This is a genomic window from Corynebacterium sp. HMSC074C03, assembly GCF_001838285.1.
In the GTDB taxonomy this organism is placed as follows: Bacteria; Actinomycetota; Actinomycetes; order Mycobacteriales; family Mycobacteriaceae; genus Corynebacterium; species Corynebacterium amycolatum.
In genome coordinates this window covers 26,140-40,917 of the sequence record NZ_KV836196.1, presented here as the reverse complement: position 1 = coordinate 40,917, position 14,778 = coordinate 26,140, and the positions used below count along the sequence as shown (strand labels likewise).

The 14,778-nt window shown below is 59.8% G+C and carries 14 protein-coding genes; 10 read left to right on the top strand and 4 right to left on the bottom strand.

The genetic code is table 11. From position 1 onward, the window contains the following. Window positions 1-12 precede the first annotated feature (12 nt). From HMPREF2847_RS01925 to HMPREF2847_RS01910, 4 genes are all read left to right on the top strand, one after another. Window positions 13-1,626 carry an acyl-CoA carboxylase subunit beta gene (locus HMPREF2847_RS01925; protein ID WP_070600829.1) on the top strand — a complete coding sequence of 538 codons (1,614 nt, stop codon included), beginning with the start codon at window positions 13-15 and terminating at the stop codon, window positions 1,624-1,626. Further along, window positions 1,626-1,931, top strand: a complete 306-nt coding sequence (locus HMPREF2847_RS01920) for a hypothetical protein (RefSeq protein WP_049182113.1) — start codon at window positions 1,626-1,628, stop codon at window positions 1,929-1,931. Before HMPREF2847_RS01925 ends, HMPREF2847_RS01920 begins: the two co-directional genes overlap by 1 nt. A gap of 71 nt (window positions 1,932-2,002) precedes the next feature. After that, complete coding sequence (locus HMPREF2847_RS01915) at window positions 2,003-2,362, top strand: biotin/lipoyl-containing protein (RefSeq protein ID WP_016422964.1); 360 nt, start codon at window positions 2,003-2,005, stop codon at window positions 2,360-2,362. 89 nt (window positions 2,363-2,451) lie between these two features. Beyond that, on the top strand, window positions 2,452-3,816 hold the full coding sequence (locus tag HMPREF2847_RS01910; protein WP_070851346.1) for a Na+/H+ antiporter family protein: 1,365 nt from the start codon (window positions 2,452-2,454) through the stop codon (window positions 3,814-3,816). Window positions 3,817-3,856: 40 nt separating this feature from the next. On the opposite strand, the gene HMPREF2847_RS01905 is transcribed toward HMPREF2847_RS01910, so the two are convergent. Further along, window positions 3,857-4,525 (bottom strand): TetR family transcriptional regulator, encoded by a 669-nt coding sequence (locus HMPREF2847_RS01905; protein ID WP_246821902.1) that lies wholly within the window; start codon window positions 4,523-4,525, stop codon window positions 3,857-3,859. A gap of 191 nt (window positions 4,526-4,716) precedes the next feature. Between HMPREF2847_RS01905 and bioB the strand changes: the two genes are divergently transcribed. The 6 genes from bioB to nadC all read left to right on the top strand — a co-directional run bounded on the left by bioB (window position 4,717) and on the right by nadC (window position 10,494). Continuing rightward, on the top strand, window positions 4,717-5,724 hold the full coding sequence (gene bioB, locus HMPREF2847_RS01900; RefSeq protein WP_038625737.1) for a biotin synthase BioB: 1,008 nt from the start codon (window positions 4,717-4,719) through the stop codon (window positions 5,722-5,724). Continuing rightward, window positions 5,711-6,013, top strand: a complete 303-nt coding sequence (locus tag HMPREF2847_RS01895) for a biotin synthase auxiliary protein BsaP (protein ID WP_070851344.1) — start codon at window positions 5,711-5,713, stop codon at window positions 6,011-6,013. Before bioB ends, HMPREF2847_RS01895 begins: the two co-directional genes overlap by 14 nt. Window positions 6,014-6,088: 75 nt before the next feature. After that, complete coding sequence (locus tag HMPREF2847_RS01890) at window positions 6,089-6,667, top strand: hypothetical protein (RefSeq protein ID WP_070851343.1); 579 nt, start codon at window positions 6,089-6,091, stop codon at window positions 6,665-6,667. Between the two features lie 292 nt (window positions 6,668-6,959). Further along, entirely contained in the window at window positions 6,960-8,036 is a 1,077-nt protein-coding gene (gene nadA / locus HMPREF2847_RS01885; protein ID WP_070438948.1) for a quinolinate synthase NadA, read from the top strand. Continuing rightward, on the top strand, window positions 8,017-9,606 hold the full coding sequence (gene nadB / locus HMPREF2847_RS01880) for an L-aspartate oxidase (RefSeq protein WP_187401134.1): 1,590 nt from the start codon (window positions 8,017-8,019) through the stop codon (window positions 9,604-9,606). Before nadA ends, nadB begins: the two co-directional genes overlap by 20 nt. Before the next feature lie 6 nt (window positions 9,607-9,612). After that, complete coding sequence (gene nadC / locus HMPREF2847_RS01875; RefSeq protein ID WP_070851341.1) at window positions 9,613-10,494, top strand: carboxylating nicotinate-nucleotide diphosphorylase; 882 nt, start codon at window positions 9,613-9,615, stop codon at window positions 10,492-10,494. A 34-nt stretch (window positions 10,495-10,528) separates the two neighbouring features. Here nadC and HMPREF2847_RS01870 read toward each other — a convergent pair whose 3' ends face one another. From HMPREF2847_RS01870 to HMPREF2847_RS01860, 3 genes are read right to left on the bottom strand one after another with little or no spacing between them, the layout of a single operon-like run. Continuing rightward, the gene (locus HMPREF2847_RS01870; RefSeq protein WP_048734664.1) at window positions 10,529-11,104 is read right to left on the bottom strand and encodes a hypothetical protein; all 576 of its coding nucleotides are present in this window, start codon (window positions 11,102-11,104) and stop codon (window positions 10,529-10,531) included. Between the two features lie 50 nt (window positions 11,105-11,154). Then, complete coding sequence (locus HMPREF2847_RS01865; protein ID WP_246821900.1) at window positions 11,155-12,981, bottom strand: hypothetical protein; 1,827 nt, start codon at window positions 12,979-12,981, stop codon at window positions 11,155-11,157. 40 nt (window positions 12,982-13,021) lie between these two features. Beyond that, complete coding sequence (locus tag HMPREF2847_RS01860; RefSeq protein ID WP_070851339.1) at window positions 13,022-14,728, bottom strand: hypothetical protein; 1,707 nt, start codon at window positions 14,726-14,728, stop codon at window positions 13,022-13,024. Window positions 14,729-14,778 lie beyond the last annotated feature (50 nt).

Sequence of the window (14,778 nt, the reverse complement as noted above, 5' to 3'; positions counted from 1 at the left end):
GAAGAGATAGCAATGTCGCAAAGTTCAGCAAACCAGCCGACTTCGGCGGATGCCGTCGCGCCGGGCGTCGATGCCTCGATGGCGGAGCGCCTGGATTATTTGGATGCTCAGCGTCGCCGTGTTGAGGCCGGTGGCGGTGAAGCCCGGCAGGCCAAGCAGCACGAACGTGGGAAGATGACTGCCCGCGAGCGTATCGACAACTTCGTCGACGAGGGCACTTTCCGTGAAACCGGCATGTTCATGACTCACCGCACCACCGACTTCGGCATGGATACCGCCGATGCGCCTGCCGACGGTGTGGTCACCGGCACTGCCGCGGTTCTCGGCCGGGCAGTGCACGTGGCCTCCCAGGACTTCACAGTCATGGGTGGCTCCGCTGGTGAAACGCAGTCCCGCAAGGTTGCAGCCACTATGCGTGCCGCTGCCGACAACGGCACTCCGTTCGTGTTTATCAACGACTCCGGTGGTGCTCGCATTCAAGAGGGGATTGACTCTCTGTCGGGCTACGGCCAGGTCTTTTACAATAATGTCTGGCTGTCCGGTCTGGTGCCGCAGATTTCCATCATTGCAGGTCCATGTGCTGGTGGCGCTGCCTACTCGCCAGCGCTGACCGACTTCATCATTCAGACTCGCAAGGCACAGATGTTCATCACCGGTCCGGGCGTTATTAAGTCTGTGACCGGCGAGGAAGTCACCTCCGAGCAGCTCGGTGGCGCTGATGCGCACATGGCTAAGGCCGGTAATATCGACTTTGTTGCCGACGATGACGAGCAGGCCATCCTAATTGCGCAGAAGCTCTTAAGCTTCCTGCCACAGAACAACACAGAAGAGCCGCCGGTTGTTGATCCGGTATTCGATGCCGAGCCGGATTCAGAGCTCCGCGACATCGTCCCTGTGGACGGCAAAAAGGGCTACGACGTCCGCGAGGTCATCATCCGTATCGCCGACAATGGCGACTTCCTCGAGTGCCAGGCGGGTTTTGCCACTAACCTGGTTGTCGGCTTTGGTCGAGTTCTGGGCCGTACCGTGGGCTTTGTCGCCAACCAGCCGAACGTGATGTCCGGTGTGTTGGACATCAATTCCTCGGACAAGGGCGCAAAGTTCATCCGCTTCTGCAACGCCTTTAATATCCCGCTGGTCACCCTGGTTGACGTTCCTGGCTTCATGCCGGGCGTCACCCAGGAACACGGCGGCATCATCCGCCACGGCGCAAAGATGCTCTACGCATACTCCGCAGCGTCTGTGCCCAAGGTGACCGTCGTCATGCGTAAGGCCTACGGCGGTGCGTACCTGGCGATGTGCTCGAAGGACCTCGGCGCGGACTACGTATTCGCATGGCCGACCGCAGAAATTGCGGTGATGGGCGCAGAAGGCGCGGTCAACGTGGTCTTCCGAAAGGAAATTGCGGCCGCGGGCGACGAGGAAGAGCAGGCGCGCGTGCGCGACGAGCGTATCGCCGATTACAAGACACGCTTCTCGACGCCGTATGTCGCTGCCTCGCGAGGACTGGTCGACGACGTGATTGACCCGGCGGAAACTCGCCTGCGTGTGGCTGACGCACTGTCGGTTCTGCGCAACAAGCGTGAGGTTCGCCCGGCCAAGAAGCACGGATTGGGGCCACAGTAATGTCGGACAGCATCGGTGAGATTAAGGAGCTGCGAGCGCTCGTCGCTGAACTGACCGATCGGTTGGATGCGACCTCGACAAGCTTGCAGAAGGCCACGGCACGCCTGAATCAGGCAGAAAGCGAGTTGGCTGAACTGCGCAAACGCGTGGACGCAGATATCCCCGAGGACACTGTCATCGCCATTTCGGCAGCGGTGTCTGCGTACCTAGGCAATCGCGGCAAGGTGAAGGCAATTCGTTACAACCGCCACAAGACGTGGGCTGCGCAGGGCCGCCAGATCCAGCAGCAGCGCAACCTGCGTTAGTTGGAAATTTTCGATAACCGACTTATTTGAGCCTGACTCATTGACTTTTGCTACGTGAGGATTGTTGAGCCATGAAATTGAAAGTGACTGTCGGCGGCATTGCCTACGATGTCGACGTTGAAGTAGTTGAGGAGCCCAAGCGTCTTTCGCCCATCGTTTTGGGTGGGTCGTCTAGCGCTTCCGTTGAGCCGGCCACCGCTAGTGTCTCGGGTGTCTCCGCCAATTCGGTGGTGGCGCCACTGGCAGGTTCGGTCAGCAAGATTTTGGTCGAGGAAGGCCAGAAGATTGAGGCCGGGGAGGTGCTGCTCATTCTCGAGGCAATGAAGATGGAAACCGAGATTACGGCCCCGGCTGCAGGCACCGTCGGCTCTATTCATGTCGAAGTCGGTGACGCAGTGCAGGGCGGCCAGGGACTCGTCTCGATTGATTAGTCGCATTAGCCGGGGTGTAAAGATTTTGGGGTGAAATCTTTCTAGCCCCGGTTGCTGGAAATACTTAAGGTTGCCTTAATGTTTTCCTTATGAATGCCGTTCTTCTCGCCGTTTTGGTGATGCTAATCCTGGCGGTCTGCCGGGTACACGTTGTGCTAGCGCTGTTTATTGGCGCCTTGGTCGGTGGTCTTTCCGCCGGTATGGGGCTCGATGCCACAATGGTTGCCTTCCAGGAAGGCCTCTCTGGTGGTGCGAAGATTGCCCTGAGTTACGCCATGCTGGGTGCCTTTGCCATGGCAGTGGCGTCCTCTGGGCTGCCCAAATTGCTGGCCGATTGGCTGATTGCCAAGATTGGCACAGAGGATGAAGGCGCTAAATCTAAGGCAGAAGCATGGACCAAGTGGGGTATGGTGGCCGGTATTTTGGCCATGGCGATTATGTCGCAGAACCTCATCCCAGTTCACATCGCGTTTATCCCGCTGATTATTCCGCCACTGTTGCCGGTGTTTAACCGGCTCAACATCGACCGCCGAATGATCACCAGTGTGATGACCTTCGGTTTGATCACCACCTACATGTGGGTTCCGGTCGGATTCGGTTCTATCTTCCTGAACGACATTCTGCTGGGGAATATCGAGAATGCTGGTCTTGATGTTTCCAATATCAACATCATGATGACGATGGGCATCCCGGCTCTCGGTATGTTGTCGGGTCTGGCCATTGCTGTGTTTTTCTCCTACCGGAAGGCACGCCATTACGAAGATTTGCCAATCGCCGAGTCCTCGCGCGTGGAATCCCAGTCTGACGAACCGGTGTCGAAGTACCGAGTCATCGTTGCTCTCGTTGCGATTGTGGTGACCTTCGTCGTCCAGATTGTGATGAACTCTATGGAGACCGATGCCGATCCATTGTTGATTGGTGCGCTCACTGGTCTGGCAATCTTCATGCTTACCGGTGCCGTGCGCTGGCGTGAGGCGGACGACGTATTCACTGCCGGTATGAAGATGATGGCCCTGATTGGTTTCATCATGATCTCCGCACAGGGCTTCGCCTCGGTGATGTCGGAGTCCGGCCAGGTCGAGCCGCTGGTGACCGCCACTGCAGACCTGTTTGCGGGCAACAAGCCTGCCGCTGCATTCGCCATGTTGGTCGTCGGTCTGGTGGTCACGATGGGTATTGGTTCATCCTTCTCGACGCTGCCGATTATCTCCATCATCTACGTGCCGTTGTGTTTGTCGCTGGGCTTCTCGCCGATGGCTACCGTCGCCATCATTGGTACTGCAGGTGCTCTGGGTGACGCTGGTTCGCCAGCATCGGACTCGACGCTCGGCCCGACGATGGGTCTCAATGCCGATGGGCAGCACGACCACATTCGCGATTCGGTTATCCCGACCTTTCTGCACTTCAACCTGCCGCTGCTGGCAGCTGGTTGGGTAGCAGCTCTGGTGCTCTAATGCCAGGGTTTGGCTATGACCGCGAATGCTTCAGTGGGGCTTACTGACCTGCGGGTCCCTTAATCCCGGCAACCCCCGCAATTCCGGCGATAAAGAGCTCGGTTCCCAGTGCAATGCGCTGGCGACCGAGCTCTTTTGCCTGTTCAGCGGCATCTTCAGAGGAAGCCTCGGCCGCAGCGCCCGTACTAGCGTTGTTCTCGCCATTAGTGTCACCCGTGTCAGATACAGACTTGGCGCCGTTCAGATTAAGCGCGATGGCTGTCTGCTGGTCGACTGTCGCGCCGAGAATGAAATACACGAGGACGGACGCGGTATCAGCCGCTGATGGGGTGCTGATGGAGGTTTCGGGTGCGTTCTCCAGGACGTCGGCAAGCAATTGCTCGGGGCGAATCGTGGCGGTGCCCGTAGCCAGCGCGGCCGAGACGACCTCGGCGCCATCCCGATGAGCGGTGAGGCAGGAGTAGAGCAGCTCGGCGATGGCTTCGGTGTCGGCGCGCCAATCGCCTGTGGCGGAAAACTCTGTGCAGGGAGTCAAGATGCGGTCAGCGACGGCGCCGAGCAGTGCCTGCTTGGAAGGGTAGTGCCAGTACATTGCGCCAGCGGCGGTACCCAAGTGGCGAGTCAGGCGGCGGATTGTGAGATCGCCGAGTCCATACTCGTTGAGAATGGTAAGAGCTGCGTCGACAATGATGTCCTTGGTCAATTGCACACTGCCTACCGTAGACGAAAGAAGAATCATCTGGAAGATGTCTCAAGACTGAAATGCGGAGCGTAAAACCGCGACACGACGGGAATTGAACCCTGTTCGACATTCTGTAGATGCGGTATTAAGTTTGATAACTGAACAACTTCTCAAACAGTGTTCAAGTTTTATCCCCAGCCTCAAGGAGTGTCGCCCCCATGACTCAACAGCAGCAGGACATTTTGGAACTCGCCCGCGAAAAGGTGCTCGCCCGCGGAGAGGGGCTGAACTACGAGGAGACCCTGGCGGTTCTCAACCTCGACGACGACAGCATCGAGAATCTGCTGGCGCTGGCTCATGAGGTGCGCTTGAAGTGGTGCGGCGAAGAGGTCGAGGTTGAAGGCATTATCTCGTTGAAGACTGGCGGCTGCCCAGAGGATTGCCACTTCTGTTCGCAGTCGGGTCTGTTCGAGTCCCCGGTGCGTTCGGCATGGCTGGATATCCCGGCTCTGGTGGACGCCGCCAAGCAGACTGCAAAGTCTGGTGCAACTGAGTTCTGCATCGTTGCTGCAGTAAAGGGGCCGGATGAGCGACTGCTCAGCCAGATGGAACAGGCCGTCGCCGCCATTCAGGCAGAGGTTGATATTAATGTGGCCGCATCGATGGGCATTCTGACGCAGGAACAGGTGGATCGCCTGGCCAAGGCTGGTATTCACCGCTACAACCACAACCTTGAGACCGCCAAGAGCTACTTCCCGCAGGTCGTGACCACCCACACTTGGGAAGAGCGCCATGACACCCTGCGCATGGTCGGCGAAGCTGGCATGGAAGTCTGCTGTGGCGGCATCCTGGGTATGGGCGAGACCCTTGAGCAGCGTGCTGAGTTTGCTCAGGACCTGGCGGCGCTCAACCCGACCGAGGTGCCGATGAACTTCCTCGACCCGCGCCCGGGCACTCCTTTCGCCGGTCGCGAGCCGATGCCAGCTAAGGATGCGCTGCGTGCCATCGGTGCCTTCCGTTTGGCACTGCCGAAGACCATCCTGCGTTTTGCTGGTGGTCGTGAGCTCACCCTGGGAGACCTGGGTGCAGAAAAGGGTCTGCTCGGCGGTATCAACGCTGTCATTGTCGGTAATTACCTGACCACGCTGGGCCGTCCGGCGGAGCAGGACCTGGACATGCTTGGCAAGGTACGACTTCCAATTAAGGCCCTCAATGCAACTGTCTAAGCCTCGGCCATCTAGCCCGCGCGCGACGCGGAGTAGGAAAGTCGACTCCACAGAGCTGCTACAGGCCATGGTGCTGGGAGACGAGCCCAAGTTCGATCCTTTTACCGGCGCCAACCTCCAAGCTGGTGAGGTGCGCGAACGCTCTTATGGTGCAAAAGCTGGATTGGAGGCACCTCGGTTCTGCCAGCTCTGTGGACGTCGGATGGTGGTGCAGGTGCGTCCGGACGGCTGGACTGCAAAGTGCTCGCGCCACGGCGAAGTAGACTCCGTTATGTTAGAGCAGCGATAAAAGGTGCTGGTTGTGCAAGTGCGCCGTTCAGGCGCGCTAGTACTGGATGCGCGCCGTGAGGTAAGTTTGTCAACTATGACTATGAAAAATACCCGAGTCCCACACGTTGAAAAGCAGAGCGTGGCAATGGCCTCGGGTATTGTTCTCTTCTCCGTTGTAACGGGAGCAGTTACGGGAGTGGCCTGGGCATTCCTGCGACCCAAGCAGCAAGTGCAAATGCTCCCAGATAACCAACTAGCGATTATTCAGGAAACCGTTGACGCTGGTTTTATCGGGCTGCTCTGGTTTGTTGCTGTCACTGCCCTCAGCGGCCTGGTGCTGGGAATCACTACCTTCCGAAACCGTGCCATCACGACCCCTGCACAGATGCTCACAGCAATTGGATGGGCAGGTTTCTCCGCGTTGATGAGCGCAGCAGTGACGTACCTTGTCGGTCAGTCGGTTGCGGCATTGCTCCAGCCGAATCTGGCGGGAATGCAGCCGGGCGATAAGTTCTCGGTGATTCCGGACTTCAAAACCTATGTAGCACTGCTGGTCGCGCCACTGGTTGCCATGCTCGCACTGTGGTCCCGGGTGTTGTTCCAAACTGACTTCACGGAAGGCAACGAGAGCGCTGCGGACAATGCTACGGACGCAGATTCGGTCACTAAGTGAGACAGTGAGGTTCTGCGCGGGGGCCGTCGTAAAGCACTACTTCCTACTGAACAGGGGTAGTTATTGGGAAATAGGCTTATACAAGCCTTACAATTTTGGGAAATAGGCTCGTCCTCGATGCCGGTATTCGCCCCGATTTAGGGGCATTTTCGATATTGTGTGGCGAGCTTAGGTCTCTTGCACTTGCCCGTTTGAGTCCGCTGCGAATGCCTCCGGGGATCGTTGCCGGTAACGGTGACGGCGTTTTCTCCGGTCGTAGCCACAGCCCATTGAAGTAAGGACGTAGTTTTCCGTGAATACCAGCCTTGCGGCCAATGCTTCCAGCCTGCCGCGCCTTGAATCGGATCTGTACGAATCGGTAGTCGATAAAGATGGCCGCTACGGTGGCGTAATTGCAGATGAGCGCTGGGCTCAGGAGATTAAGCGCCTCGCCCGCGAACGCAATGCCGTAATTCTTGCGCACAACTACCAGCTGCCGGAGATTCAGGATATTGCCGATTACACCGGCGATTCCCTCGGGCTTTCCCGCATCGCTGCGGAAACCGATGCCGATGTCATCGTTTTCTGTGGTGTCCACTTCATGGCGGAAACCGCCAAAATTCTGAGCCCTGAGAAGACTGTCCTTATTCCGGACGAGCGCGCCGGCTGCTCCCTGGCGGACTCCATCACTGCAGACGAACTGGCCGAGTGGAAGGCTGAGAATCCCGGCGCACTGGTGGTCAGCTACGTCAACACCACGGCAGACGTAAAGGCTCTGACCGACATCTGCTGTACTTCCTCCAACGCCGTCGACGTGGTCAAGTCCATCCCGGAAGACCAAGAGATCCTGTTCAACCCGGATCAGTTCCTCGGCGCACACGTTCGCCGTGAGACCGGCCGCGACAACATCAAGGTATGGGCTGGTGAGTGCCACGTCCACGCCAACATCAACGGTGAGGAACTCGCGCACCGCGCGGAAGAGAACGCCGATTCGCAGCTGTTCATCCACCCGGAGTGCGGTTGCGCGAACTCTGCGATTTACCTCGCGGGTGAAGGCACTATTGAGCCGGAGCGCGTGCAGATGCTCTCCACCGGCGAGATGCTGACCGAGGCGCAGAAGCTGAAGGAGAACGAGCCCAACGGCAAGGTGCTCGTGGCCACTGAGGTGGGCATGCTCCACCAGCTGCGCAAGGCCGCACCGGATGTCGACTTTGAGCCAGTCAACGACCGCGCTTCCTGCTCGTACATGAAGCTCATCACCCCGGCGGCTCTGCTGCGCTGCCTCGTTGAGGGCACCGATGAGGTCGACGTCGCCCCTGAGGTCGCCGACAAGGCGCGCGCCTCGGTCGAGCGCATGATCGCCATCGGTAATCCAGGCGGGGGCGAGTAACACGTTTGGTCTGCGCCCATCATTCGACAGTTGGACACTGACGTGTGACTTCCTCGTCATCGGCGGGGGAGTCGCAGGGCTCAGTGCTGCGCGTAGGGCCCTTGAGCTCGGCCTCGACGTGCTGGTTATCGACAGCGTCGAGTGGCGCGTCGGTGCCCGCAAACAGCTGCGTTTCGCCGATGCCGCCACGAATCTCGCACAGGGCGGACTCGCGGTCGTCGGGCTTGACGACGACCCCAGCGGCCATGTGGCCAATGGGTTCGACGACACCACTGATTCCCATATCGCGGACACTCTCGATGCCGGTGCCGGCCACTGCGATGAAGGGGCCGTGGCTTCTATCATCCGTGCCGGCGCTGCGGCGACCGAGTGGCTGATTGAGCTAGGCGCCACATTTGACCCGGCGCCGGATAACCCGGCTGTATATTCCCGCACCAAAGAGGGCGGACACCACGCGCGGCGCATCATTCATGCCGGTGGTGACGCCACTGGCGCTGAAATTGAGCGCGCCCTAGAAGCCTCAGTTACCGGCGTGCGAGTACTGCAAAACGCTACAGCGCGCCAGCTCATCGTTGGCAAAGACGGCCGCGTGCTGGGGGCGCTGGTAGCAGATCCCCGTGGTGGCGGCGCTATTCGCGCAGGTGCAACTCTGCTGGCTACCGGCGGCGTGGGCCATATTTACCGCGCGACTACGGCGCCCTCGGGCGCCCGCGGTGAGGCTATCGGCATGGCCTCCGACGCTGGCGCGGAGATTCGTGACATGGAGTTTATCCAGTTCCACCCGACAGTGCTCTATGACGAGCGCTCGGCATCAGACGGCACCGGCCGACGCCATCTCATCAGCGAGGCTGTCCGTGGTGAAGGAGCCATTCTCGTCGATTCCCGGGGAAACAGTGTGACCGCCGGCGTTGACCCTCGCGGGGACCTGGCTCCGCGCGATATCGTCTCGCGCGCCATCGCGACTCGCATGCGCGAGCTCGGCGAGGACCACGTCTTCCTCGACGCACGTCACATCGACAACTTCGCCGTCCGCTTTCCGACGATTACAGCGGGCCTGACCGCAGCGGAGATTGATCCGACCAAGGACCTCATTCCCGTGGCCCCGGCGGTCCACTACACCTGTGGTGGCATTGCCGTCGACCCATTCGGTGCAACTTGCGTGCCGGGTCTCTTTGCAGCCGGTGAATGCTCCGCGACGGGGCTGCACGGTGCCAACAGGTTGGCTTCCAATTCGTTGCTGGAAGGACTGGTCGTCGGCAAGCGGGTGGCCGAAAAAGTCGCTGAAACACACGCTGTGCCGGTCGGGGACGAGGAATTCGCAGCGGCGGTTGAAGGCCTGCCGCAGCCACGGCCGGAACTGGAACCGCGCCAGCTTTTCCGGTTGCAGACTGCGATGCAGGAAGGTGCTGGTGTAACGCGCAATGAGCAGAGTTTGCGGCAGGCTTTGGCGGTTATCGATCGGCTCCCGCAATCGGTTCAGGTCGTAGCCGCAAGGAAAGTTGTCGAAGCGGCATTGGCACGACCATATACTTTGGGGTGCCACACTTGGTTTGAAAAGGACAGGGATTAGCTAGCCATGACTCTTGAGAAGGACACTCTGCGCGGGGTGCTGAACGAAAACATCACCCGCGGACTCATTCGGACGGCACTGCAGGAAGATATGAGCTTCGGGCCGGATGTGACCTCGCTGTCGACAGTCTCGGCAGCTGCGCAGGCACGCGCCCGGCTGGTGGCCCGGCAAGAGGGCGTTATCGCGGCTATCGATGCGGTGGAGTGGACGCTGCAGGAGGTCATCTCGGGTGAGTTCACCGTCGAAAAGCGCGTTGAAGATGGCACCCTGGTGCGTCCTGGCACAGTGCTGGCAACGATTTCTGCGCCGACTCGGGGGTTGCTGACTGCTGAGCGGACAATGCTGAATATCTTCACGCACGCCAGTGGTGTAGCTACTGCGACGCGCCAGTGGGCTGACGCAATCGTTGGCACCGGTGCGCGGGTGCGTGATTCCCGAAAGACACTGCCGGGTCTGCGCAACCTGGAAAAGTATGCGGTGACCTGCGGTGGTGGAATTAACCACCGCTATGCATTGGGCGATGAGGCACTGATTAAGGACAACCACGTGGTGGCCGTCGGTTCCGTGTCCGGTGCGTTGAAGAGGGTGCGGGCTCAGTATCCGGAGCTGCCGTGCGAGGTGGAAGTCGATACCCTCGCACAGCTCGATGAAATCCTGCCGATGAAGCCGGACATCGTCATGCTGGACAACTTCGAGGTCTGGGAGACTCAGATCGCGGTGCAGCGCCGCTCGCAGATTTCGCCGGCCACCCAGCTGGAGTCCTCTGGTGGACTGACCATCGATGTGGCTCGTGAGTACGCGTCCTGTGGTGTCGATTACCTGGCTGTGGGCGCGCTAACCCACTCGGCCAAGGTGTTCGATGTCGGACTCGACTTCGACGAGCAGTAGCTGAATCAGCCCCGGTTTCGCTTCGTAGCTTCGCCTACAGGCGACGGGCGATCTCTGCCCCAATCTCGCTTAGTGCCGACCCCCAGCGCTCCCGCGATTGCTCATCACAGGTTTCCTGTGCGCGGTAAAGCGCCTTCTCCGCAGCACCGACATCGCCCAAATGCAGGTGGCACTGTGCAATTTGTGCAAGCAGAGGCACGGCCTGGATATTGAGCTTGTCGGACTGGAAAAGTCCCGCCGCCAACTCCAGGTGATCAATGGCGCGCCCCTGATGTCCTCGACGAATCTCTGCTTGGCCGTTCAAGGTGTGCCACATCGCCCAGCGCAAGTGGCGCGGTGGGGTGTCCGCGGTCGGCTCGAAGCCGTCTTTCTCCAGGTTATCCAGCAGATCCAACCAGTCCGCGGCCTTGTCCATCAGCTTTGGTGCAGAGCCACGGATGGGGCGCCCCAGACTGTCGGTCTGCGGGGCATCAGCCTTGTCGCCGAGCTCCTCGAACCCCTGCATCAGAGTTAGGGCTGCTTCCCAGAGGTTGTTCTCCTCAGCCAATGCCGTGGCGGCGTCGAAAAGCTGCTGCGGGCTAGAAGTCGCGGAATCGCCAGAAGTAGTCATGACCTAACACTCTACTTTGTGCCACCGCCAGCACCGAAGTGGGCGGGGCGCTAGTATTCGTCGTCAAGCGACTGAATGATGATGACGTCAAGGGCATCGAGAACAGGATGGCCTTCCCACACGTCGCGGGGCAGAAGCTCTTCGACGCGCCGAGCATAGGCGGCGGCACCGTCGGAATCACCCGCGTCGAGACGGTAGCGAACCCCCGCCAGCAGCGCGCGGGCGGCTTCCTCGCCATCGCCGGACTGCAGGTAGCCCTTCGCGGCGGCTTCCACATGGTTGATAGCCAACGTGTCGCGGCCAGCGGAGTAGAAGACGTAGGCGGCATCGTCGTGCCAGTCGGCGAGTGACCAGTCGTCGGAGATGAGCTTCTGAGAACGCAGCAGAAGGTCCTCAGCCTCGTTGAGCGTGTGGTCAATGGCGGCGGAAGCGTCCTCAGAGACAATCTCGCCGGTGAATTCGGAGCCCTCTTCGGAAATGACCAGGTCAATGACATGAATGATGGAACGCGCAGCCTGGCGGTAGGCCTTGGCAGCGCCCTTGGTATCGCCGTTGCGTTCAAGGTGCTCGCCGTGTTCGATGAGCAGCTTTGCCGCCTGGCGGGGATTATTGCCGAGCCCCGCGGCTGTGGAGGCAATAGAAAACGCCGCGTCGGTGCGTTCTTCATCGGCAGTAAATGCTGACCAGTGCGCAACTGGTTCGGCAAAGCGCAGTGCCTCGTCAACCTCGTCGGCATCGAGGAGACTGCGGGCCAAAACGAGCTGGATATCCATGGTGATGGGGTTGACTGGCATGCCCTCGGCGCTGGCGAGCGCGCGGCGGGCAAATTCGGCGGATTCCGCGAAATCGCCGTGGGCGTTGAGAAGCGCACAGAGCAGACGCACGCTGCGAAGCACCGCGACCGTGAGTCCTGCATCGAGACCAGCCTGCACGATTGGGCGTAGCTGGCGGATTGCCTCCGCTTCCTCACCAGCTTCCAGAGAGAGAAAAGCCAGAAATTGGCGCGCTTCAATCGTCGTGGTGACGGGTTCCGACTGAGGAGCCGCTGCGACGCTGGCAGCGATGCGGGCGGCCCTGCGCAGCTCACCACGGCTGTGCGCGAGCTGCGCCTCCAACAGCTTCCGGTCGTCGAAACTGCTTCGCTTTGGTGCCCAGCGTGCGGACCATTCAGAGAGCTGACCGGCGATTTCCGCCCGGCGCGCCAGCGATGCTGCGGCGCCGGCAACAGCCGCGCTGACCAGGTAGTAATAGGCCTCGCCGGGCTGTGGAGTGGTGGCGACGATGTCCTTAGTAAGGCTGATCAGCTCAGGGATTTCGGAGTCCTCGGGGCGCCGGCCGGTGATGGCATCACCTGGGTTGGCGTCGATGAAGGCCTCAGCTTCGGCGAATGCTCCGTAGGAGCGTGCGTGCAAGATCGCGGGGCGGATGTTGGCCTCAGTTGCCCAGCGCAGCCACTCGGCGCGTGCAGCAGCGGCTTCTTCTACCAATTCCAGTTGGTCGGCAACTGCATGCCTGAGTGCGTGGAATTCGCCAATGACATCGGGGGAGTTGGTAGGCGCGTCGGCCAACCAGTGCGTGTGGGCGAACTTGGTGACAGCGCGCCAACTGGTGACGTGGTCGAGCGTGGCACCGGCCTTGCGGGAAATAGCCAGCAGCTCCGGGAGGGAGTCCGGCAATGCCTTTAGCGGATTGGGCAGGGGAGGAAAGTCCAAGGGGTCGGACGAGTTCTCCGTTGCTGATGCGTTTTCCGAATTCACTGACACGTGGTCGGCAGCGATGCCGGCATCCCAATCGCCAACTTGAATTTCAGACTCAGAGTTTTCTTCTTCCCACCAGACCATTGGACTATCTTCGCCCGTGGCATCGGGAAGATGCAAAACTGCTTTGTTTTTCAGACCTGTGCAGCCGGATGCGCTGTTAATCCGGGTTTGAAAAGCTACGCATTAGTTCACGAACTTCATCGCGCACCGGGTGATCCGGGCCGACTAGGTCGCCGATGCGAATCGCGAACCGGCGGGCGCGTTCCTCATTGTTATCACTAGCAGCAGCACGCACCGCGATAGTCAGTGTGCGGGTGGCGTCGGCAGGGGCGTGGGCTTCTAAGAAAAGCTCGGCAGCTTCGTCGGAGTACTTGTACACGCCGTCGTTGTCCCACACAGACCAGCACAGCAGCGCCTGCGCTTCGTGCCACTTGGCCGATTCCCAGGACCCAACCACGTAGCCACGTGAGCGTTCCATCAGGTGGTCGGTCAACTCACTTGTGGCGCCCACGTTACTGAGTGATAGTGCGGCATTCATCAGAGTTTCCGCAGGTGAAATCGGTGACGAGTATCCGGCACGAATATCGGCCAGCGCGTCGAAGAGCACTGCCGCATGTTCAGTATTTCCCTCTTGGACTGCCGATTCCGCCGCAATAGCACAGGAAAAATCAGTACGCGCGGAATCCTGGGTAGGCTCAGACCACTTTGCAACCGACTCCGCTTCCTGGCCGGCGTGGCGGAAATCTCCGAGCTCGTACAGTGCCGTTGCCTTCAGCAGCGCGATTTCCATGGTGACTTCACAGTCGGGGTAGTCTTCTGACACGTCCTGGGCGCGCTGAGTCAGCTTCAGCATCTCCTCGGCATCGGGTTTGTTGTGTGCGACCTCGAAGTTGATGTCTGCCATCTCACGAACCGCGAGAATATAGTCAGTGTCCAGTCTGTGCTGGTCCGCGACTGCCACGTTGTTCGACAGCATTCGGAACGCGGTATCGCTATTACCGGTCTCTATCGAGTACCGTGCCAAATTCTGCCTCAGCTCAAGGCCCGCGATTACGGAGCGGTTACCGATTGCATTGAGCTGTGAGGCGCAAAGTCGCGCTGCGTCGACGACCTTCCCGGCTCGGTGCAGCAGTGATGCCTCCGTTAGAGTCTTCGCCAGCGCAATCGACTCAAACTTATCCTCATTCGGCAGTGCCCGAATCATCTCGTGCAGCTCCTGTGCCAAGTCCTCACGGTTGACCTTTCGCAAGGCGCTCGCAATCCGAATCAGCGCGTCAGTCAGTGCCGCCCGCTTCTTCCACTGGCGGGGGCTAAACGGTTCATCCGCTTCTTCGCTTGCCGACGATTCCTGCGGCCGCAGCCCATCCGCATCCGTGGTCACCGCGCTGTGACTGCTGGTTGGGGCATCCAGATCGTCGGCAAGCACGAGTGCCCGGTACCAGGTGATTTCCCTGCTCATGCGTGCGATGAGGGGGATTTCGGTCTCTGCGGCAGCAGAGGTTGGACCATCGGCGATAAAGGTGGTGTAGCGGCGGGCTTCGTCGGCCGCCAGCCGTGCCCGGGCGCGCCAGTACTCCGGCACGTTGTCGTTATCGGATGCCCATACCATCCAGTTCAGGGCGGCATCGTGCGCAGCTGTCATCATGCCGAGCGATTCGGTGACCTCGCGGACTATGCGGTAAAACGCGCCGACGTGTTCGGTAACGCCGTGGGCTTCCGGAGCAGAAAAGAGTTGTGGGTTGTAGAAATGATGCGCGAAAACTGATTCCAGTTGGCGCGTGGCCAGGGAATTATCGGCTGCGGTCGCTTCTGCGTAGTCTGCGACGAGCTTCCGCAAATCCGGGCTGTTTCCGTCCTGGTTCAACAGCTGGCCTTTCTACGACTGGTTACTACTTTCCCTAACACTGTAATGGG

What these genes read in the sequence shown, in the direction of transcription:
- HMPREF2847_RS01925 (WP_070600829.1), top strand. Translation starts at nt 13, where the DNA reads ATGTCGCAAAGTTCAGCAAACCAGCCGACTTCGGCGGATGCCGTCGCG.
- HMPREF2847_RS01920 (WP_049182113.1), top strand. Translation starts at nt 1,626, where the DNA reads ATGTCGGACAGCATCGGTGAGATTAAGGAGCTGCGAGCGCTCGTCGCT.
- HMPREF2847_RS01915 (WP_016422964.1), top strand. Translation starts at nt 2,003, where the DNA reads ATGAAATTGAAAGTGACTGTCGGCGGCATTGCCTACGATGTCGACGTT.
- HMPREF2847_RS01910 (WP_070851346.1), top strand. Translation starts at nt 2,452, where the DNA reads ATGAATGCCGTTCTTCTCGCCGTTTTGGTGATGCTAATCCTGGCGGTC.
- bioB (WP_038625737.1), top strand. Translation starts at nt 4,717, where the DNA reads ATGACTCAACAGCAGCAGGACATTTTGGAACTCGCCCGCGAAAAGGTG.
- HMPREF2847_RS01895 (WP_070851344.1), top strand. Translation starts at nt 5,711, where the DNA reads ATGCAACTGTCTAAGCCTCGGCCATCTAGCCCGCGCGCGACGCGGAGT.
- HMPREF2847_RS01890 (WP_070851343.1), top strand. Translation starts at nt 6,089, where the DNA reads ATGACTATGAAAAATACCCGAGTCCCACACGTTGAAAAGCAGAGCGTG.
- nadC (WP_070851341.1), top strand. Translation starts at nt 9,613, where the DNA reads ATGACTCTTGAGAAGGACACTCTGCGCGGGGTGCTGAACGAAAACATC.
- HMPREF2847_RS01870 (WP_048734664.1), bottom strand. Translation starts at nt 11,104, where the DNA reads ATGACTACTTCTGGCGATTCCGCGACTTCTAGCCCGCAGCAGCTTTTC.